The organism is Subsaximicrobium wynnwilliamsii (assembly GCF_007997225.1).
Taxonomy (GTDB): domain Bacteria; phylum Bacteroidota; class Bacteroidia; order Flavobacteriales; family Flavobacteriaceae; genus Psychroserpens; species Psychroserpens wynnwilliamsii.
The window spans coordinates 26,186-48,506 of record NZ_VORM01000012.1 but is presented as its reverse complement, the minus strand read 5'-3'; the positions used below and the strand labels follow the sequence as shown (position 1 = coordinate 48,506).

Annotated in this window: 16 protein-coding genes; 14 read left to right on the top strand and 2 right to left on the bottom strand. The window is 41.4% G+C overall.

Annotated elements, in window-relative coordinates:
- Positions 1–123 precede the first annotated feature (123 nt).
- The 12 genes from hemA (at position 124) to ESY88_RS11295 (ending at position 13,194) form a co-directional block, all read left to right on the top strand.
- Positions 124–1,386: a glutamyl-tRNA reductase gene (hemA, locus tag ESY88_RS11350; RefSeq protein WP_147085978.1), complete on the top strand. Its 1,263-nt coding sequence runs from the start codon at positions 124–126 to the stop codon at positions 1,384–1,386.
- On the top strand, positions 1,379–2,962 hold the full coding sequence (gene hemC / locus ESY88_RS11345; protein ID WP_147085979.1) for a hydroxymethylbilane synthase: 1,584 nt from the start codon (positions 1,379–1,381) through the stop codon (positions 2,960–2,962). The genes hemA and hemC overlap by 8 nt, the downstream gene beginning before the upstream one ends.
- Positions 2,963–3,123: 161 nt before the next feature.
- A complete protein-coding gene (gene hemE / locus ESY88_RS11340; RefSeq protein ID WP_147085980.1) occupies positions 3,124–4,155 on the top strand; it encodes a uroporphyrinogen decarboxylase in 1,032 nt (343 codons plus the stop codon).
- 362 nt (positions 4,156–4,517) lie between these two features.
- Positions 4,518–5,312: an EI24 domain-containing protein gene (locus ESY88_RS11335; RefSeq protein ID WP_147085981.1), complete on the top strand. Its 795-nt coding sequence runs from the start codon at positions 4,518–4,520 to the stop codon at positions 5,310–5,312.
- Positions 5,313–5,320: 8 nt separating this feature from the next.
- A complete protein-coding gene (locus ESY88_RS11330) occupies positions 5,321–5,866 on the top strand; it encodes a GNAT family N-acetyltransferase (protein WP_147085982.1) in 546 nt (181 codons plus the stop codon).
- Positions 5,867–6,679: 813 nt separating this feature from the next.
- Positions 6,680–7,582, top strand: a complete 903-nt coding sequence (hemF, locus tag ESY88_RS21450; RefSeq protein WP_223270806.1) for an oxygen-dependent coproporphyrinogen oxidase — start codon at positions 6,680–6,682, stop codon at positions 7,580–7,582.
- A 94-nt stretch (positions 7,583–7,676) separates the two neighbouring features.
- Complete coding sequence (hemB, locus tag ESY88_RS11320) at positions 7,677–8,669, top strand: porphobilinogen synthase (protein WP_147085984.1); 993 nt, start codon at positions 7,677–7,679, stop codon at positions 8,667–8,669.
- Positions 8,670–8,802: 133 nt separating this feature from the next.
- On the top strand, positions 8,803–9,210 hold the full coding sequence (locus ESY88_RS11315) for an Lrp/AsnC family transcriptional regulator (protein WP_147085985.1): 408 nt from the start codon (positions 8,803–8,805) through the stop codon (positions 9,208–9,210).
- A 77-nt stretch (positions 9,211–9,287) separates the two neighbouring features.
- On the top strand, positions 9,288–10,442 hold the full coding sequence (locus tag ESY88_RS11310) for a CNNM domain-containing protein (RefSeq protein WP_147085986.1): 1,155 nt from the start codon (positions 9,288–9,290) through the stop codon (positions 10,440–10,442).
- A gap of 6 nt (positions 10,443–10,448) precedes the next feature.
- Entirely contained in the window at positions 10,449–10,922 is a 474-nt protein-coding gene (locus ESY88_RS11305) for a methylated-DNA--[protein]-cysteine S-methyltransferase (RefSeq protein ID WP_147085987.1), read from the top strand.
- A gap of 138 nt (positions 10,923–11,060) precedes the next feature.
- Positions 11,061–12,212 carry a serine hydrolase domain-containing protein gene (locus ESY88_RS11300; RefSeq protein ID WP_147085988.1) on the top strand — a complete coding sequence of 384 codons (1,152 nt, stop codon included), beginning with the start codon at positions 11,061–11,063 and terminating at the stop codon, positions 12,210–12,212.
- 268 nt (positions 12,213–12,480) lie between these two features.
- Complete coding sequence (locus ESY88_RS11295) at positions 12,481–13,194, top strand: 3'-5' exonuclease (RefSeq protein WP_147085989.1); 714 nt, start codon at positions 12,481–12,483, stop codon at positions 13,192–13,194.
- 346 nt (positions 13,195–13,540) lie between these two features.
- On the opposite strand, the gene ESY88_RS11290 is transcribed toward ESY88_RS11295, so the two are convergent.
- A complete protein-coding gene (locus ESY88_RS11290; protein ID WP_147085990.1) occupies positions 13,541–15,943 on the bottom strand; it encodes a GEVED domain-containing protein in 2,403 nt (800 codons plus the stop codon).
- Positions 15,944–16,098: 155 nt separating this feature from the next.
- Between ESY88_RS11290 and ESY88_RS11285 the strand changes: the two genes are divergently transcribed.
- Together ESY88_RS11285 and ESY88_RS21040 are read left to right on the top strand one after the other, a co-directional pair.
- On the top strand, positions 16,099–17,790 hold the full coding sequence (locus tag ESY88_RS11285) for an ABC transporter ATP-binding protein (RefSeq protein ID WP_147085991.1): 1,692 nt from the start codon (positions 16,099–16,101) through the stop codon (positions 17,788–17,790).
- 1,040 nt (positions 17,791–18,830) lie between these two features.
- Complete coding sequence (locus ESY88_RS21040; RefSeq protein ID WP_189702589.1) at positions 18,831–18,998, top strand: hypothetical protein; 168 nt, start codon at positions 18,831–18,833, stop codon at positions 18,996–18,998.
- 2,512 nt (positions 18,999–21,510) lie between these two features.
- On the opposite strand, the gene ESY88_RS21035 is transcribed toward ESY88_RS21040, so the two are convergent.
- On the bottom strand, positions 21,511–22,110 hold the full coding sequence (locus ESY88_RS21035; RefSeq protein ID WP_189702588.1) for a hypothetical protein: 600 nt from the start codon (positions 22,108–22,110) through the stop codon (positions 21,511–21,513).
- Positions 22,111–22,321: the final 211 nt, after the last annotated feature.

Sequence of the window (22,321 nt, the reverse complement as noted above, 5' to 3'; positions counted from 1 at the left end):
TTTGTAAAAAAAACCTTTAAAAAACCACAAGCGATACTTAAAGTTCGTCTAGCGTTGTTTTTAATCACAAGTCCTTTATACTTTTGTCATGAAATTTTTCGGAATTGTTTTCCCAAATCACATATGGAGCACTACACTAGGTCAAAAGGCACCACATTTTACGCGATTGGACTCAGCTATAAAAAAGCAGACGCCGAAGTTCGTGGTCATTTTAGTTTAGACGAGACTGCAAAACTTGCGGTTCTCAACCAAGCCAAAGCAAGCGGTATTGAGAGTCTTATTATAACATCAACCTGCAACCGCACCGAAATCTATGGTTTTGCCCAACACCCTTTTCAACTTATCCAATTGTTGTGTGACAATACTAAAGGTACGGTTGAAGAATTTCAAAAAGTGGCTCATGTCTATAAAAATGCAGAAGCCATTTCCCATATCTTTCGTGTAGGCTCAGGTTTAGACAGTCAGATTCTTGGGGATTTTGAGATTATAAGTCAGTTGAAAGTAAGCGCAAGACTTTCCAAAAAAATGCAATTGTTCAATCCGTTTTTAGAGCGCTTGATCAATGCAGTCATTCAAGCTTCCAAACGCATCAAGACCGAAACCGAGATTTCATCGGGCGCGACTTCCGTCTCTTTTGCTTCGGTTAGATATATCATGAACCACATAGAAGCGGTTTCAGAAAAAAATATCTTACTCTTCGGAACAGGAAAAATTGGCAGAAATACCTGTGAAAATTTGGTCAAGCATACCAAGAATTCACACATTACCTTAATCAATAGAACCAAAGACAAAGCGGAAGCCATTGCCGGTAAATTCAACCTCTTGGTCAAGGATTATTCCAACCTTCAGGAAGAGATCAATGCTTCAGACATTTTGATCGTGGCCACAGGCGCGCAAAATCCAACGGTAGATAAACATTGCATCCAAACCGGCAAGCCATTGTTGATTTTGGATTTATCCATCCCAAAAAACGTGCATAGTAATGTAACCGAACTAGACAATGTCACGCTTGTGCATTTAGATGATTTGGCAAAAATCACCGACAACACCTTAGAGAAAAGAAAGGCCCAAATACCGGTTGCAGAGGCGATTATTGAAGAAATACGCTTGGACTTCCATGCTTGGTTGACCACCCGAAAATTTGCGCCTACCATTAAAGCTTTAAAACTTAAATTAAACGATTTCGCTACGGCGGAATTGGATACACAACGCAAAAAGATGAGCGATTTCAATGAGGTTCAAGCCACATTGATTAGCAATAACATCATTCAAAAAATCACGAATCATTTTGCACATCATTTAAAAGGCGACGACGTTTCTACAGACGATAGCCTAGAACTCATAAAAAAAGTGTTTCAATTAGAAGCAGCTATAGACAATGCCTAAACTTATTAGAATTGGAACCCGTGATAGCGAACTCGCGCTATACCAAGCCACCACAGTACAACAGCAACTCGAAACCTTAGGTCACCGCACCCAAATTGTTCCCATCAAATCTGTTGGCGATCTCATGTTAGACCGCCCCATCAACGAATTGGGAATCACTGGTGTTTTTACCAAAACCTTAGATCTCGCCCTAATCAACGGCGACATTGATATTGCGGTGCATTCCTTCAAAGATGTCCCAACAGTCTTGCCCGAGCAAATCGTGCAGGCAGCGGTCATCAAACGCGGCAATCATAACGATTGCCTAGTCTTCAATGACAATGAGGAGTTTATCTCACAACGTGAAGCCGTGGTTGCCACAGGCAGTTTGCGCAGACGTGCCCAATGGCTCAACCGTTACCCAACCCATACCGTTGTGGGTTTAAGAGGCAATGTGAATTTACGCCTGCAAAAATTGGAAGATAGCGACTGGAATGCTGCCATATTTGCAGCAGCAGGATTGGGACGCCTCGATAAAACGCCCGAGAACAGTTTTAACCTGGACTGGATGTTACCCGCACCGGCCCAAGGCACCATCATGGTTGCCGCTTTGGAAGCTGATACCGAAACACGGGAGATCTGTGCCGAAATCAACCATGAAGAAACTCAAATCTGCACTTCGATTGAACGTAAATTTCTGAATCTTTTGGAAGGTGGATGTTCCGCACCTATTGGCGCCTTGGCCTATATCAAAAATGAGGAGGTGAATTTTAAAGGCGTGTTGTTAAGCCTCGACGGAAGCAAAAAAATTGAAGTCGAACGCAAGGAAATCTTGGGTAGACATCATAACATAGCGGCCTATTGCGCCAATTTTATCATTGATCGCGGTGGTAAGCGACTCATGGATGAACTTAAGAAGGCTTCCAAGGAAGTCAATGTTTACTCTACCAAAACCTTGAGTGACGAGCAGAAACAGCACTTTCATGATGATGTCATTTCAGACAGCTCCGATTTCGTAAAAATCAATTTCAACCGCATGACCCAAACGGTTTTGAGACCCTTTCCAAAAAACGTGGTCCTTACCAGTAAAAATGCAGTAGAATCCCTTTTGAACAATTTTTCTGCGGAAGAATTGAAATTTGAAAACATCTATTGCGTGGGGAGACGCACCAAACGCTTGGTAGAACGCAAGATTGGCAAAGTCAAGCACACTGAAAACAGCGCCAAGAAACTGGCTGAGCACCTCATCGAGTATATTGATGGTACTGAAGTCACTTATTTCTGCAGTGATATTCGTTTGGATGAGTTGCCAAATCTTCTCGCCGAAAATCACATTGACGTCAAGGAAGTCATTGCCTACGAAACCAAACATGATGCACAAAAGATCGAGGATTCTGTAAAAGGAGTTATGTTCTATAGCCCATCAACCGTACAGAGTTTCAAAAAAGAAAATGTGGCCGCAGATGATATGGTTGCCTTTTGTATTGGAGAAACCACCGCACTAGAAGCCAGTAAACATTTTGAGGATGTTAGAATTGCAAAGATGCCCAGCGTGGAGAGTGTGATTGATTTGGTTAATGAACATTTTGGCGATTAGGTGTTGGCTGTTAATAAAGTCTTAGAATTTATTAACTGATATTGAAACCTACAAGGTTTTGAAAACCTTGCAGGTTTTTTCAAAACTATTTTGAGAAATTAAAAAATCATTAGCTCTGCCAAATGCTAATAGCTAAAAGCTAAAAGCCAATATTCATAATTATGATTAAAAACGACCTATTCCTAAGAGCCCTAAAAGGCGAAACCGTTGAGCGACCACCAGTATGGATGATGCGCCAAGCCGGACGATACCTTCCAGAATTCATGGAAATCAAGGCCAAGTATGATTTTTTCACGCGTTGCCAAACGCCAGAGCTCGCCAGTGAGATCACGGTACAGCCCATAAAACGTTTTGGGATGGATGCAGCAATCTTGTTTTGCGATATCCTTGTGATTCCGCAGGCAATGAACATTGAGGTACAAATGAAACCCAATTTTGGTCCCTATTTGCCAAATCCCATCCGTACTCAAAAGGATGTGGATCATGTAATTGTGCCAGACGTCAAAGAGGCTTTGAATTATGTATACCAAGCCATTAAAGCCACTAAAGAAAAGCTCAATGACGAGATTCCGTTGATTGGTTTTGCAGGCTCGCCATGGACCATTTTGTGCTACTGCGTGCAAGGCCAAGGCAGCAAAAATTTTGATAAAGCCAAGGAATTTTGTTTTACAAATCCCATTGCAGCGCACCAATTGCTTCAAAAAATTACCGATACCACCATTGCCTATCTCAAGGAAAAAGTAAAGGCAGGCTGTGATGCCGTGCAGGTATTCGATTCTTGGGGAGGCATGTTATCCCCAGTTGATTATCAGGAATTTTCTTGGCAATACATTCAGCAAATCATCAATGCCTTAAAAGACGAAACCCCAGTCATCGCTTTTGGTAAAGGTTGTTGGTTCGCGCTTGGCGAGATGGCCAATTCTGGTGCTTCCGCTTTAGGTATAGATTGGACTTGTTCTCCTAGAAATGCGCGCTATTTAACTGGAGGAAACATAACCTTGCAAGGTAATTTTGACCCAACACGCTTGTTTTCATCGCCTTCAGAAATAAAAACAATGGTGCACCAAATGATCAACGAGTTTGGTAAGGATAAATACATCGTCAATTTGGGCCATGGCATTTTACCTAACATCCCTGTTGAAAATGCAGGCGCTTTTATTGATGCGGTTAAAAGTTATAAGAGCCCATCCTAAGCTTTCCAAAAGCGAGGAACTGTGAAGCGTACGCTATTCAAAAACATGTAGAACTGTCTATTAAAATCCTTAATTTTAATATTTGGTAACATTGTTGTCCGATTAAACTTTTATAAACAATGATTTTGTTGACAGCAGCAAGCTCTTAGGCAAATTTTAAATATAATAGCTTGCTTAGGCTCTAAAAGACATTTTAAGTTTTGAAATTAAAAATATAAATCAGATGGGCTTAATCATCAAATGTTTACGAATCAAGTCTTATGCCTGCCTGCCGGACAATATTGATTTGATAACAGCAATCTAAAATAAAGAAAGACTCAGAATAAACCCCCTTTCCTGTGGAAAGAGTTAAGTATAGGCCTATGATCAACAACATTTTTAGAGGCATCCAGGCATATTCAGGCGTGTTCAAATTAATGGCAAGCCTCAAACTCTGGAAATACTTTTTCGTTCCCATCCTCATCAGCATCCTTACGGCAAGCTTAATTGGTTTTTCGGCTTACGGACTTTCAGATGATATTGGCCGTTTCATCGCTAAAATATGGATTTGGGATTGGGGCAAAGACAGCTTTACCTCCTTCTCCAGTGTTCTTGGCGGCATCATGGTCTTGGTCATTGGGCTCATTGTTTACAAGCACATCATCATGGCCTTTTCTGCGCCATTTATGAGTCCGGTTTCAGAAAAAATAGAAGCCCATCTCACAGGCATTCAAAAACACGAGCATCGCAAAACCTCTTTTCAACAACAGTTATGGCGAGGGCTGCGAATCAATGGAAGAAACCTAGTCAAAGAATTACTGATCTCCATCCCACTATTATTGCTCAAATTCATTCCTGTGGTCAACATATTTTCCACGATTTTACTCTTTTTGGTACAAGCCTATTATGCAGGTTTCGGGAATATGGATTATACCTTGGAACGTCATTTTAATTATAAGGAAAGCCTTAATTTCGTGAAACAGCATCGCGGTGTCGCCATTGGCAACGGATTGGTATTTATGCTATTTCTGTTCATTCCGGGAATTGGTATTATTCTAGTCTTGCCCTTGAGCGTGACGGCAGCCTCCATTAAAACCGTAAACCTGCTGCAAACAGAAGGCCTGCTCCCTGCGGCAGCTTCAGGTAAAATGCTTCGGAAGGAAGGCCATTCAAATTAAAATTTCTCATGAAGATTGCAACATTCGACAGTTTTGAAATCGCTGCCATTCATGATGGTGATGCTTGGAAAATATGCGATTTCATGGTCGCCAATGCCGATCGATTGAAGCGTTTTTTTCCGAAGACCTTAGAACAGAATCTAAACCCTAGCCTTTCCAAGCTTTTTGTTGCCCAGAAGGTGGAGCAATTCATAAGCAATCAAGAATTTGTGTTTACACTCAAACATTCTGAAACCCGAGAACTCGCAGGACTATTTTATATCAAGGAGCTGGATTGGAAGAAAAAACAGGGTGAGTTTGCCTATTGCATTGGGTATTCCTTTGAAGGTAAAGGCTTGACCTCAAAAACCGTAAACGCATTAACCCTTTATGCTTTTGATACCCTAAAACTGGAGACCTTGCAAATCATCACTCACAAAACCAATTTGCCAAGTGTGAGCGTCGCCAAAAATTGTGGATTTGAATGGATTAAAACCCTGAAAAATGAATTTACACCTAATGGCGGCACAGCTTTGGACATGGAGTTGTATGAGTTGAAAAATAAGAGATATTGAAAGTTGATACTGAGTTTAACGTGCAAAGACAACCAACCTGCAAAGACAGCCAACCTGCAAGGTCTCAAAGACCTTGTAGGTTTGAAATCAGGGCCAACCTGCGAGGTCTCAAAGACCTTGTAGGTTTGAAACGAATCATGTTCTAAACCTATTCTAAATTTGACAATTATGAAATTAGAAAAATTAGAAAAAGATTTTTACTATCACATCTATAACCGTGGCATCCATAGTGAGACTATTTTCAAAAATGATGACAACAAATCTTATTTTCTAAATCTAGTTGGGAAGCACATTTCTCATAAAGTACAAATTATTGCGTTTTGTTTAATGAATACTCATTTTCATTTGGTTGTTAAAGTAAGCGATGAAAACAAAATCACTGAGGCGTTTTCAAATCTTTTCAATGCTTATGCAAAAGCGTTTAACAAGCAACAGCACCGAACCGGGAGTTTGTTTGAAAAACATTTTAAACGGAAGCGTTTAATTTCTGAGGACTATCTCAAAAACGCAATACTTTATGTGCATTCAAATCCAACACATGCTATAAAAGAATATCCATTTTCATCCTATTTCTATTATGTTAACGGCAATAACCCTGCTCCTTTCACATTAGACCACTCAGAAATTGAAAGGGTTTTTGATTCTGTCGAAAATTTGAGAACTTTGCAGCAAGCATCAAATATTACAAGTGCAGACCTACAAGGTTTTGAAAACCTTGCAGGTCAATCAAGCAACCTGCATCAGGACCACCCGCAAGATGATCACAACCTGCAAGGTCTCGAAGACCTTGTAGGTTTGAACGAAAAGTCAACAATGAAAACAAAATTCTACACTTACATACAAAACTTGCAAGACCGCATCTGCGACAAACTCGAGGCCATTGATGGCACAGCCAAATTTAGAGAAGACCTTTGGGACCGCACCGAAGGCGGTGGCGGAAGAACCCGAGTCATTGAAAACGGCAAAGTTTTTGAAAAAGGCGGCGTGAATATCTCTGGCGTGCATGGTGCCTTGCCCGAAAGCATGCAAAGCTATTTTGGCGTTAAAGATGCCAATTTTTTTGCCTGCGGATTGAGTCTCGTGCTACATCCCAAAAACCCGATGGTGCCCACAGTACATGCCAATTGGCGCTATTTTGAGATGTACGATCAAGATGGGAATATCGTGGACCAATGGTTTGGTGGCGGCCAAGACCTTACCCCATTCTATTTATTTGACGAAGATGCCCGGCACTTCCACCAAGTTTGCAAAACCGCTTGCGACAAACATGATGAGAGTTTTTATCCACATTATAAAAACCGTTGTGATACGTATTTTTATAACACCCACCGCAATGAAAGTCGGGGCATTGGCGGACTCTTCTTCGACTATTGCAAGAAAACCGATGCCATGAGCATGCAAGATTGGTATGATTTCGTAACCGAAGTGGGCGATAGCTTCTTGGATGCATACGCCCCGATTGTTGAAAAACGCAAGGATTTGCCATATACCGAAACCCAGCGCAACTGGCAAGAGATAAGACGTGGTCGTTATGTGGAGTTCAATTTGGTACATGATAAGGGCACACTATTCGGGCTCAAAACCAACGGGCGCATTGAAAGTATCTTAATGAGCCTTCCGCCGCATGTGCAATGGGTATATGACCATCATCCAGCCCCTGGAAGTGCAGAGGAAAAACTACTTGAAGTCTTACAAAATCCGGTGGATTGGGTTTGAGATTTCTCGTCGGAGCACTGAGCGATATCGAAAATTTAAAAAAAGAATCATTAAATTATAGCAGATTCAAATCTGAAAATTAAAAACTTAAACTATGTATCCACTAATAAGAAACCGAAGATTAAGAACCAACGAATCCATTAGAAGCCTAGTGCGCGAAACCGTGCTCTCTCCCAACGATTTTTTAGTGCCCATCTTTGTGGTAGAAGGCAAAAATATAAAAGACGAAATCGCTTCCATGCCAAATTATTTTCGCTACAGTTTGGATTTACTGGAAAAAGAAGTCAAGGAATTATGGTCCTTGGGCTTAAAATCGGTGCTGCTTTTTGTGAAAGTAGAAGATAAGTTAAAAGACAATACCGGAAAGGAAACCTACAATCCCGACGGACTCATGCAACGTGCCATAAAAACGGTAAAGCATGCCTGTCCCGATATGTTGGTCATGACCGACGTTGCCTTTGATCCCTACAGTGCGTATGGTCACGACGGCATCGTTCAAAACGGACGTGTTCGCAACGACGAGTCGGTTGAAGTGCTTGCCAAAATGAGTTTGTCGCACGCGCAGGCAGGTGCCGATTTTTTAGCACCTAGCGATATGATGGACGGTCGTATTTTGGCCATTCGCGAGATTTTGGAAGGCAGTGGGTATACTGATACTGGCATCATGAGCTACTCGGCAAAATATGCTTCTGCATTTTATGGTCCCTTCCGTGATGCATTGGATTCGGCGCCTGTAGATGCACAAGACATTCCGAAGGATAAAAAAACCTACCAAATGGATTTTGCCAATCGCTCTGAAGCCATCAAGGAAACCGAAATGGACATCAATGAAGGGGCAGATATCGTCATGGTAAAACCAGGGTTGTGCTATCTCGATATTGTTCGCGATATCAAAAACACTTTCAATGTGCCGGTCGCCGTCTATCAAGTTTCTGGCGAATACGCCATGGTAAAGGCGGCTGCTGAAAAAGGCTGGCTCGATCATGATGCCGTCATGTTAGAACAAATCACTGCCATTAAACGTGCCGGTGCCGATGTGATTGCGAGCTATTTTGCCAAAGATGTGGTTAAGTTGTTGGGCTGTTAATTGTTGATTGTTGATTGTTGATTAAAAATTGGAATTTGGAATTTGGAATTTGGAATTTTATAAGCAATCCAATTTAATTTCCTACATTTAGTTTCGATAACAAACCAAAGCAACAAAAAACTTCGGATTACAAATGGACGACATCGATTTAAAAATACTCGAAATGCTTCGCAAAAATGCCCGTGAATCTTTGGCTAACATTGGGAAATCGGTAGAATTATCGGCGCCCGCCATTGGCAAGCGCGTAAAGCAGTTGGAGGAAAAGGGTATTATTTTAGGCTATTCCCTAAAGCTCAATCACGAAAAATTGGGAATACGCACTAAGGCCTACATCATTTTGAAAATACACCAATCGAGCACCTTAAAAACCGCCTACAATCAAATAGCCCATTTAACAGAAGTGCAACGCTGCGATCGCATCACAGGCGACGATTGCTTATGTATCTTAGCTTTTTTCAAAGACAATAAGGAACTCATCACTTTTTTGGAGCGCATCTCGCAATACGGTGTCCCGAATACCAGTATCCTCTTAGAAAGTTGATCTGCGTGCGTAATTTAAGCAAAAGCACAACTATTAACCTTATTATATCCTTAAATTAGCGATCAAATCATAAACCAATGAGCTTATTACTTCTTTATGCCATTATCTCCATTTTCGTTTCCTTTTTATGCTCTATTCTTGAGGCTGTTTTACTAAGTATCACGCCCACCTTCATTAAATTAAAAAAACAGGAAGGCAAGCAATATGCCGAGCAATTACAAGTTTTAAAAAATGACGTAGACCGGCCGCTTATTGCCATCTTAACCCTAAATACCATTGCACACACTGTTGGTGCGATATTAGTTGGTGTACAGGCTAAAGTGGCCTACGCCGAGCTCTACGGTAGCGAGCAATCGAGTTTGTTTGGTATTAATTTCACCGTGGATATCATGGTGGGCGTCGTCTCCACGATCATGACGATCCTTATTTTGGTCGCTTCAGAAATCATTCCTAAAACCATTGGCGCCACCTATTGGAAAAACCTCGCCAATTTTACCACCACAGCGCTTAGGGTCATGATCTTTCCGCTTAAATACACCGGTATACTCTGGCTTTTGCAACTCACCACGAAATTGATTGGCGGGAAAGGCCATGGCAGTATCTTGAGTAGAGAAGGCTTTTTGGTCATGACCGATATGGCACATGAAGAAGGCGTTTTTCAGGCAAATGAAAGTAAGATCATTAAAAACCTCTTGAACTTCAAAGAGGTCTTCGCCAGAGATGTGATGACCCCTAGAACCGTTATGAAAGCCGAGGACGAGAACACAACCGTTCAGGATTTCTTCAATAAAAATATAAATCTACGGTTTTCAAGAATCCCAATTTATGCTGGAGATGCAGATAATATTAGGGGACTGGTATTAAAAGATGAGGTTTTTAAGGAAATGGCATTGGATAATGGCGATAAAAAATTATCTGAAATCAAACGTCACATCATCGTTATTGATCGTGAAATGCCCATTCCACTTTTGTTTGACCAATTGGTGGAAACCAGAAACCATATGGCTTTGGTGGTCGATGAATATGGCTCGGTAAGTGGCTTGGTTACTATGGAAGATGTGATTGAAACCCTCTTGGGTATGGAAATTATGGATGAGAGTGACAACGTATCAGACCTTCAAAGTATGGCCAGGAAAAGTTGGGAGGTAAGAGCTAAAAAGCTGGGGATCGTGGGCAATACTCCTTCCGAAGAGCATACAGAAAAGGATGCAGAAGACCATAAAACCGAATAAAACCGCATGGAGTCCTGCATCATCAACACCCCCTTGGGTTTTACCAAGATCTTAGGCGACACGGAAGGTATTTCTGAAGTGACCGTACTCAATTCCGTAGAAAAAGAAACCGACGTTATTCCTGATGAATTGGAGGATGCTGTGATTCAACTTCGCGAATATTTTGAGGGTGTTCGGCAAAACTTTGACCTAAAATTAAATCCGCAAGGCACTGATTTTCAAAAATCGGTTTGGCAACTTTTAGAAGCGATTCCCTTCGGAAAAACAATTTCTTACCTAGAACTTTCCAAACAATTGGGCGACATCAAGGCCATAAGAGCTGTGGCGAATGCCAACGGGAAAAATCCACTGTGGATAGTTGTGCCCTGCCATCGCGTGATTGGCAGCGACGGAAGCCTAACCGGTTACGCCGGCGGTTTACATCGCAAAAAGTGGTTGTTGGAGCACGAGGATCCGTATAAGCAGCAGAGCCTGTTTTGAAATCCTGATGTCCTACACTTTTTAAAACCTAACCTGAATATACATTCTTCAGTAGTAGTCCGAAGTGAAAACAAGCTCTTTTCAATTTTTGATTATATTTAATGATTTCTATTTCACTATTAAAAACCAATCCAATAAATGAAATTCCTAAAAAACCTACTCAAATTCCTGGTCGTTCTTATTGCCTTGATCATTGCAATCCTATACATTACCGATACCGATTATCTTATTAAAGCAGTGCGCACCATTTATCTCAAAGGGCACAGCACCGCCTATTTAGAGGATTATAAGGAATTTGACAATCAAGCTATTGCCAATGGCAGCCCTCAACCTTGGCCAAACCACATCGATTATAATAGTGTAAATGCCACCGAACGTCTCAAAAAAGCAAATAAAGACTGGGGCACGATTGCCTATGTGATCATCAAAAACGATAGCATCTGGTTTGAGGAGTATTACGATGGTTTTGGAGAAGATTCCAAATCCAATTCCTTTTCAATGGCCAAAAGCTATGTTTCCGGCATGTTAGGCAAAGCAATTATGGAGGGTCACATTAAAAGTCTTGACCAGCCCGTTTGCGATTTTCTGCCCGCATTTTGTGAAGGCAAAGCTGCAAAGATGACGGTGGGTGACCTTTCGAGCATGAGTTCGGGCACCGATTGGGTTGAAGCTTATTATTCGCCCTTATCCATTACCACACGTGCTTATTTTGACGACGATTTATCGAAAGTCATCAACGGACTCAAAGTTGTAAATGAACCCGGTACCGCCTACAAATATGCCAGTGGCGACACTCAAATGTTAGCAATGGTTATTGAAAAAGCTACGGGTAAGAATCTTTACACCTATCTTGAGGAAAGTTTTTGGAAACCCTTAGGCAGTGAAAACGCCACCCTTTGGCAAGTAGACAGTGAAACGCATGACTTGGTCAAGGCCTATTGCTGCATTGCGAGCAATGCCAAAGACTTTGCGCGCTTTGGCAAACTCTACAAAGACCATGGCAAATGGAACGGAAAACAGGTTTTGGATTCCGCCTTCATCGCCAAATCCATAAAACCACGTTTCCCATCCAGTCCAGAATATGGCTACGGGTGGTGGCTCAAAAAACATTTAGGCAAGGATTTTTACATGATGCGTGGTCATTTGGGCCAATACGTAATGGTGCAGCCAGAAGATAACGTGATGATCGTGAGACTGGGCCACTCCAAAGGCCCAGGCGATGCCTTAGAAACCTTTACACCTGATATTGGTTTGTATATTGAAGAGGCTTATGAGATGTTGAATGAGTAATTCGACCTTCTAATTACTTAAGCCTATAAATGAGTCCAGTTGTAACTAACTGGATTTTTTTTATTTTATCGCTCAAGTTTTAGCCATTTGCAATTCCTTTCTATCATGCTCTTTTTTATTACTCGAGGCTAAGAAAACCGATTAAACAAATAAGCGTATTAGTAAAGTTGTTTTCTCAATCACTAAGCTTTGATCCTGAAAATCAATATATTATTTTTTATAATTGGGATAATAAAGATTAATTTTATAGAAACACAGCTAAAAAAATATGATAAGCAAACTCAACTTAGAAAACATCCTCTTCCTAGATATCGAAACGGTTCCAGAGACGGAATATTTCTCTGAGTTGGACCACACCAAACAAGAGCTTTGGGAGCATAAATCTAAATACCAAAGGCGTGAGGATTTTACTGCGGAAGCCTTCTACGACCGTGCCGGCATCTGGGCCGAATTTGGTAAGATCATCTGCATCTCCGTTGGTTACGTGAAAATGGAAGCCGATGTACGAACCTTTCGAGTCTCTTCTTTTTCTGGCAATGAAATCAAAATCCTGAAAGATTTCAAAAACCTCATCATCACGCATTTCAGCCAGACCAAGCACTTACTCTGCGCTCACAATGGGAAGGAATTTGATTTTCCGTATATCGCGAGACGTATGATCATTCACAATATAGAGCTGCCCCATAAATTAAATCTCTTCGGAAAAAAACCTTGGGAAGTCCCGCATCTAGACACGCTTGAGCTTTGGAAATTTGGCGATTACAAAACCTACACCTCTCTAAAATTGCTCACCAATGTTTTGGGCATCCCCTCACCAAAAGATGATATTGATGGCTCTGAGGTCTATCGGGTCTACTACAAGGAAAAAGAACTGGATCGCATCATTGCCTATTGCGAAAAAGACACCATCGCCGTGGCCCAAATCTTCTTGAGATTACGCGGCGACACCTTATTGCATGACAATGAGATTATGAGTGTATGATTTTTAGAAGTGCTTTTTAGTAGTTGGTGAATGACCTAAGACAGCAAGACTTAGGACCTAAGACTTAAATCGCCCTATCAATTGAAAGTCTGACATACATTGTTTAAGCCACTATGGACTAAAAAGTGCATTTGATTTTTTGAGACAGACTGCAAGTCTCTTGAATTCGCGATATGAATAGTGTCGCATTGAGTGCGTTTCAAGGAAACGAATGGTTTCGTGAAAATTAGCGGCTGTTTTAGAAGCTAAAGCGACATGTCTTAAAGTACTTAGTTTAACGCTATTTGATGCTAATAAAAAAGGCCCAAACCGAAGTCTGGACCTTTTCAAAATTAAAATTTAAAGTTTATTGTTTAATAAACTTCTTGGTAATTACCTCATCACCATTCTGAATATTTATAAAGTACATGCCAGCTTTCAGCTTGCTAACATCTACACCATTTTCGGTCGAAGCACCTTTTGATACCTGTTGACCTAATATAGTCTTAATGTTGAATGAAAGGTTTTCCGCAGAAGATTTCACAAAAAGCAGTTCTCCTTTAACCGGATTCGGATAAATGGAAATCTCAAGTCCCAAATGGTCAACCGAGCCTTCAACTATCGCTCTTGCAGTGCCACAAGCACCTAAATTGGTCCAACCAGAATTACTACGCTCAAACAGATTGCCTTGATAGGTTACTTTATCGCCCACTGCATAGGACTGACTTCCATTATAAGGCGACACACCGGCACATTTATCGGCCGCACCATTGGTCAAGCTTATGGCATCAATCGCCATATCGCCTTGCCAGGTGGTTCCCGTAGTTCCGTCGAATCTCAGTTTGATAGTGTTTCCTGCATAAGCCGAAACATCTACCGTTGCGGTATTCCAAGCATTGCCTTGGTTGCCAGCTTTGCTCCAAACTGTGGTCCAAGACGCACCATCGTTAGTACTAATGGCCAGTTTCAAATTACCCATGGCATTTGTACCATATAAATGGTAATCAAAACTAAAGCTTGCTTGATTTTGTCCTGTCAAATCGAAGCATGGTGACACCAAAATAGCACGCTTGTTGGGGTTATTAGGCGTACTGGATTCCATAAACGCATATTGAGTGCCTTGACTTGCACTTGAAGGTCCCGTATTACTAGATGGCGTTGCGCCAGAACGTCTGGTCCAGTTGAAATCATCATCGGTAGCTTGAGACCAAGCTCCAAATCCAGCTTCAAAACCTTCAGAATAAGGGAACGCGGCAATCGCATTGGCACAACCCGCTGGCGGATTGCTGCCCGTTGTAATATTTACCGTATAATCTTCAACTTCACCATAGCCAAAAGTTTCGCAAGCTGTTGGTATGCCATTGTATTTCATTGCAACACGCAAACGCTTATTGCCACTTGAAGCTCCTGAGGGTACGGTAAAGCTTCCTGTTGCAGGCGTTGCGGTTGAAGCTGCCTTAGAGAAAATTTGCTCACCAGAATCTGTAAAATCACCATCGTCATTATAGTCAATCCATGCCGCATAGCCTTCAGCATAGGTAGAACCCGTCCAAGTTGGTGTAATGGTCAAAGTATAGTTGCCACCTTTATTCAAATCTGAAGCGGTACTTGTAAAATCGGAATACAATTGTGCACCCGAAGCTTTATTGATACTGCCAACCTGAACTCGAGAAATATACTCATCGTTTACACTATTGCCCTGTGACGCGCAATATTGGTTACCGGTTTGGCAAGGTGTACAAGAACCGCCACAGTCAACACCAGTTTCATCTCCATTTTGGATGCCGTCATTACAGGTTGGTTGTGCCACAGCGCCGCATTTATCTGATAATGCCAAACTACGTCTCGCACCTCCAGCAGCCAAAACCGCGCGCATTCTATTTTTTTGACCTGATGTAAATAAGTTCATACAGGAATCATCAGAATAATCCATATAGTTTTGAACCATATCTGTTGAACCACAGGAAAAATTCCCCGTAGCACAACCGTAGTTTGCTGTTGCTGCTGTTGGTGTGTCATTCACAAGGTCATTGCCACAATTTGAATCTCCCCAAATATGACGTAAGTTAAAATAGTGTCCTATTTCATGAGTCGTTGTTCTACCGCCGTCAAAAGGCGCCGAAACGGCTCCAGTGTTACCAAAATAGTTATAAGACATTACGCAACCATCGGTTGCTGCATCTCCTCCAGGAAATTGCGCATAACCCAAAATTGTTTCGCCAGTTGGTCTTAACATTTGAGGCACGATCCACATATTGAGATATTCACTCGTATTCCAAGGATCAACCCCACCAGTGGCAGCACTTTTCATTTCATCATTAAGCCCCCAATTTCTGCGATTGGTAGATTTTCTGGTAATCCCATTTGTCGCGTTTCCGTTAGGATCTACGCTAACCAAACAAAACTCAATTTGAGCGTCTGCTGCTTGGGACCAAACGTTGTCGGCATCGGTATTTGTACGTCTAAAATCTTCGTTCAGAACATCTAATTGAGACTGTATTTGTGCCACACTAATATTTTCGGTACTGTTGCGGTACAGCACATGCACTACAACAGGAATGGTAATAACGCTCCCATCTATCCTGCTTGTTTGCAGCTCCTCAATCTTGTTCTGGGTAAAAATCTCAATTTGCTGCATTCGGGACTCTAATCCAGGGTCTAACTGTTTCCGCAATTCGAGGTTGGCCATAGTGGCACATTCACGCTCTTGAGCGCTTACTGAAAACAGCGCAACGAAAAGCAATAATGTCAAAGTAATCTTGTTTTTCATGATAAGATTTGGTTTTGGTGTTAGTAAATTTGTTGAATGTATTAAATTAATGTTAATATGTACGAGCTACAAAAACATTTTAGCTGTAATGCACCCTCTTTTTTTAGAGTACGGTTTTACCACAGCACTTTTGATGAAATTCCATACATTTACACATGCCAGAATCAAAATTATTAACGGTTAAAGACTTATCCATTTCCTTTTATTCGGAAGGCAAAGCGATAGAAATCATCCACAATATAGCCTTCGACTTACAACCCAACGAAATCTTAGGCATCGTCGGTGAATCTGGCTCAGGAAAATCGGTTTCGTCCTTGGCGATTCTTGGTTTGCTTCCGAAGCGGATTTCAAAAATCACCAACGGAAGCATTTTATTTGAGGGGAAAGACCTAACCCGCCTAGAAACGAAAGCCTTTCAGAAAATACGTGGCAATGACATCGCAATGATTTTCCAAGAACCCATGAGTTCCTTAAACCCATCGATGACCTGCGGAAAGCAGGTTTTGGAAATCTTGAGACAACATACCAAATTATCAAAAACCGAAGCTAAGACTGAAGTGCTCTCCCTCTTTGAGAAAGTGAAATTACCAATGCCAGAACGGGTGTATAAGGCTTATCCCCATGAAATTTCTGGCGGACAAAAACAACGCGTCATGATTGCGATGGCGATCGCCTGCAAACCTAAAATCCTCATTGCCGATGAACCCACCACAGCGCTCGATGTGACCGTTCAAAAGGAAATCATTCTTCTGCTAAAGCAATTACAAGCTGAAGAAGGCATGAGCATTATCTTCATTTCGCACGATTTATCATTGGTTTCAGAAATTGCAGATCGCATTTTGGTAATGTACCAAGGCGAGATTGTAGAACAAGGCGATGTACGTACCGTTTTTAAATCGCCACAGCATTTATACACCAAAGCACTTGTCAACTCCAAACCTTCTATGGAAACCCGTTTGCTGCAATTGCCAACCATTACCGATTTTATCAATGATAGCGCCAACAAAACGATTATTTCTTCGGAAGAAAGACAAATTCAGCATCAAAAATTATACGCACAATCGCCCTTATTGGAAGTCGTAAACCTGGAAAAAGAATACATCTCCAAAAGCGGATGGTTCTCAAAACCTGAACATTTTAAGGCGGTAGACGGCGTGTCCTTTAAATTGTACAAAGGAGAAACCTTAGGTTTGGTTGGCGAATCTGGCTGCGGAAAATCGACACTCGCCAACGCCATTCTACAATTGGATAAAGCCACCGCAGGACAGATCCTTTATAAAGGCGTTGACATTACAAAACTATCCAATACGGAAGTAAGAGCACTTAGAAAAGACATCCAGATCATTTTTCAAGATCCCTATGCGTCTTTGAATCCGCGATTATCTGTTGGGCAGGCCATTTTAGAACCCATGCAAGTTCACAATATTGGATCTTCAGACAAAGAACGGAAACAAAAAGTCTTGGATTTACTGGAGAAAGTGGGTTTAGAAGCTTCAGTTTACAATCGGTATCCGCATGAATTTTCCGGAGGGCAACGCCAACGTATTGGAATTGCTAGAGCCATCGCTTTAGAACCAGAATTGATTGTTTGTGATGAGTCGGTTTCGGCTTTGGATATTTCGGTACAAGCGCAGGTTTTGAATTTGCTGAATGACTTGAAAGCCAATTTCGGCTTTACCTATATCTTCATCTCACATGATTTAGCGGTGGTCAAATATATGTCGGATCAGCTCATTGTGATGAATCAAGGGCATATCGAAGAAATGGATGACGCCGATGTGATTTATGCAGCGCCGAAAAAAGAATACACTAAAAAACTTATTCATGCTATCCCAAAAGGGTTATAGCATGAATATTTTTTTAGTTAGTTTTAAGATGCCACTTAGCAATCTTAAAGTGTTTTGAAAACCAGTGGTTAGCTTGTTTTCAGCAATAGTAGGACTAGGTAGGTTTGGGGCAAAAAAGTTCATAGGCTTAAAATTTATGATAGATTTGGGGCAAATCATAAAGTAGGTTAAACATTCATTCTATGTGTTTCAATTTGGTTCTGCTAATATGAAACATATTTTTAGATATATCAGTTTAAAGACATTAAAAATCGATGAATGACATCATTATTTAACATTTAACAGATATTTTGTAGAATATTCCTACATGTTATTGGTTTGATTCTTAAAAAAGCCACTTGTGATAAAGTGGTGTTAAGCATTTCTTAGGCTGTTTTGGTTTTTTCAGAATGCTCGTAGTGTTCAAATCACAGTTTCTGGTATATTCATTTTTCGTATTGTACTGAAAAGATCTGCAGATATCGGAGTAATTTTTGCATAAGCAAATCTGGAAATGTATCCCGCAGATTTCGCAGATTGACGCAGAAAAGAACATCTTGAGAATGCCCTTTAATAGGGCTGAAAACAGTAATCACGATGCTGGAATTGTTGAATCTTTCAAAACCAAACATAGCGTCATATATCCATAACATTCTGAAAAACACTAAAAGGCCGATGTTGGTATTTTCCACCAATATCTTCCAGCTTGTTGGAAAGTGACTTGAGACCTACAATCCAAACACCAATTAAAACAGGATCTTGATTTTGCCGGTATCGGAGTAATCTCTACATATGCAAATCTGGACAACAGTCCCGCAGATTTCGCAGATTGACGCAGAAAAGGACATGTTTTGCGATGCCTTTGAACGGGGCTGAAAATAGTATTCCCGATGCGCGGGGGTTGATGACGATTTTCAACACCAAACATCGCGTCTTGCATCCGTGACATTCTGAAAAACAGCAAAAAAGCCGAGGTTGGTGTTTTCCACCAACATCTTCTAATTGGTTGGAAAGTGACTCAAGGACTGTCTTCAGGGTACCGGTTAAAACAGGATCCTGAATTGAATCTAGAACCCACTCGCATGGGATTGTTGGTAAAAAACACCAACAATGGCAGCTCAGGAGCATTCAAAATCAAGTTGCGCTGTTGGAAATCAAATTGGAGCGCAGTGAGAAATCCAAAACAAAACAACGCGTCATATATCCATAACATTCTGAAAAACAACTAAAAGGCCGATGTTGGTGTTTTCCACCAACATCTTCTAATTTGTTGGAAAGTGACTTGAGAACCACCCTCCAAACACCAATTAAAACAGGATCTTGATTTTGCCGGTATCGGAGTAATCTGTGCATAAGCAAGTCTGGAAAACAATCCCGCAGATTTCGCAGATTGACGCAGAAAAGGACATGTTTTGCGATGCCTTTGAACGGGGCTGAAAAATAGTACTCCCGATGCACGGGTATTGATGAAGATTTTCAAAACCAAACATCGCGTCTTATATCCATGACATTCTGAAAAACACCAAAAAAGCCGATGTTGGTGTTTTCCACCAACATCTTCTAATACGTTGGAAAGTGACTCAAGACCTACCACCCAAACACCGGTTGAAAAAGGATCCTGAATTGAATCTAAAACCCGCTCACACGGGATTGTTGGTAAAAAACACCAACAATGGCAGCGTGTTGTCTTGAAAACATTTGTAGGTATCGGAGCCATCTGCGCTTAAACAAATCTGGAAATGAATCCCGCAGATTTCGCAGATTGACGCAGAAAAGGACATGTTTTGCGATGCCTTTGAATGGGGCTGAAAATAGTACTCCCGATGCGCGGGGGTTAATGACGATTTTCAATACAAGGCATCGCGTCTTGCATCCATGACATTCTGAAAAACACCAAAAAGGCCGATGTTGGTGTTTTCCACCAACATCTTCTAATTGGTTGGAAAGTGACTCAAGGACTGCCTTCCGGATACCGGTTAAAACAGGATCCTGAATTGAATCTAAAACCCACTCGCATGGGATTGTTGGTTAAAACACCAACAATGGCAGCGTGTTGTCTTGAAAACATTTATAGATATCGGAGTCATCTGCGCATAAGCAAATCTGGAAATGAATCCCGCAGATTTCGCAGATAAACGCAGAAAAGGACATGTTTTGCGATGCCTTTGAATGGGGCTGAAAATAGTATTCCCGATGCGCGGGGATTGATGAAGATTTTCAAAACCAAACATCGCGTCTTATATCCATGACATTCTGAAAAACAGCAAAAAACCGATGTTGGTGTTTTCCACCAACATCTTCTAATTGGTTGGCAAGTGACTCAAGACCTACCATCCAAATACCGACTGAAACAGGTTTTTGAATTGAATCTAAAACCCGCTCACACGGGATTGTTGGTGAAAAACACCAACGATGGCAGCGTGTTGTCTTGAAAACATTTGCAGATATCGGAGTACTCTGCGCATAAGCAATTCTGGAAATGTATCCCGCAGATTTCGCAGATAAACGCAGAAAAGGACATGTTTTGCGATGCCTTTGAATGGGGCTGAAAAAATAGTACTCCCGATGCGCGGGGATTAATGACGATTTTCAATATAAAACATCGCGTCTTGTATTCGTGACATTCTGAAAAACAGCAAAAAGACCGATGTTGGTGTTTTTCACCAACATCTTCTAACTTGTTGGAAAGTGACTCAAAACCTACCATCCAAACACCGACTGAAACAGGTTCTTGATTTGAGTCCAAAACCTGCTCAAACGGGATTGTTGGTAAAAAACACCAACAATGGCAGCGTGTTGTCTTGAAAACATTTGTAGGTATCGGAGCCATCTGCGCATAAGCAAATCTGGAAATGTATCCCGCAGATTTCGCAGATTGACGCAGAAAAGGACATGTTTTGCGATGCCTTTGAACGGGGCTGAAAATAGTACTCCCGATGCACGGGGATTGATGACGATTTTCAAAACCAAACATCGCGTCTTATATCCATGACATTCTGAAAAACAGCAAAAAAGCCGATGTTGGTGTTTTCCACCAACATCTTCTAATTGGTTGGAAAGTGACTTAAGGACTGCCTTCCGGATACCGGTTAAAACAGGATCCTGAATTGAATCTAAAACTCACTCGGATGGGATTGTTGGTGGAAAACACCAACAATGGCAGCTCAGGAGCATTCAAAATCAAGTTGCACTGTTGGAAACCAAATTGGAGCGCAGTGAGAAATCCAAAACCAAACATAGCGTCATATATCCATAACATTCTGAAAAACACTAAAAGGCCGATGTTGGTGTTTTCCACCAACATCTTCTAATTTGTTGGAAAGTGACTTAAGAACCACCCTCCAAACACCAATTAAAACAGGATCTTGATTTTGCCGGTATCGGAGTAATCTTTACATAAGCAAATCTGGAAATGAATCCCGCAGATTTCGCAGATTGACGCAGAAAAGAACATGTTTTGCGATGCCTTTGAATGGGGCTGAAAATAGTATTCCCGATGCGCGGGGGTTGATGACGATTTTCAATACAAGACATCGCGTCTTGCATCCGTGACATTCTGAAAAACAGCAAAAAGGCCGATGTTGGTGTTTTCCACCAACATCTTCTAACTTGTTGGAAAGTGACTCAAAACCTACCATCCAAATACCAATAAAACAGGATGCTGAATTGAATCCAAAACGCACTCACACGGGTTGGTTGGTAAAAAACACCAACAATGGCAGCGTGTTGTCTTGAAAACATTTATAGATATCGGAGTACTCTGTGCATAAGCAAATCTGGAAATGTATCCCGCAGATTTCGCAGATAAACGCAGAAAAGGACATGTTTTGCGATGCCTTTGAATGGGGCTGAAAATAGTACTCCCGATGCGCGGGGATTAATGACGATTTTCAATATAAAACATCGCGTCTTGTATTCGTGACATTCTGAAAAACACCAAAAAAGCCGATGTTGGTGTTTTCCACCAACATCTTCTAATACGTTGGAAAGTGACTCAAGACCTACCACCCAAACATCGGTTGAAACAGGTTCTTGATTTGAGTCCAAAACCTGCTCACACGGGATTGTTGGTGAAAACACCAACAATGGCAGCGTGTTGTCTTGAAAACATTTGCAGATATCGGAGTCATCTGCGCATAAGCAAATCTGGAAATGAATCCCGCAGATTTCGCAGATAAACGCAGAAAAGGACATGTTTTGCGATGCCTTTGAATGGGGCTGAAAATAGTATTCCCGATGCGCGGGGGTTGATGACGATTTTGGATACAAGGCATCGCGTCTTGCATCCATGACATTCTGAAAAACAGCAAAAAAGCCGAGGTTGGTGTTTTCCACCAACATCTTCTAACTTGTTGGCAAGCGACTCAAGACCTACCACCCAAACACCGGTTGAAACAGGATCCTGAATTGAATCTAAAACCCACTCGCATGGGATTGTTGGTAAAAAACACCAACAATGGCAGCGTGTTGTCTTGAAAACATTTATAGGAATCGTCGTCATCTGTGCATAAGCAAATCTGGAAAATGAATCCCGCAGATTTCGCAGATAAAC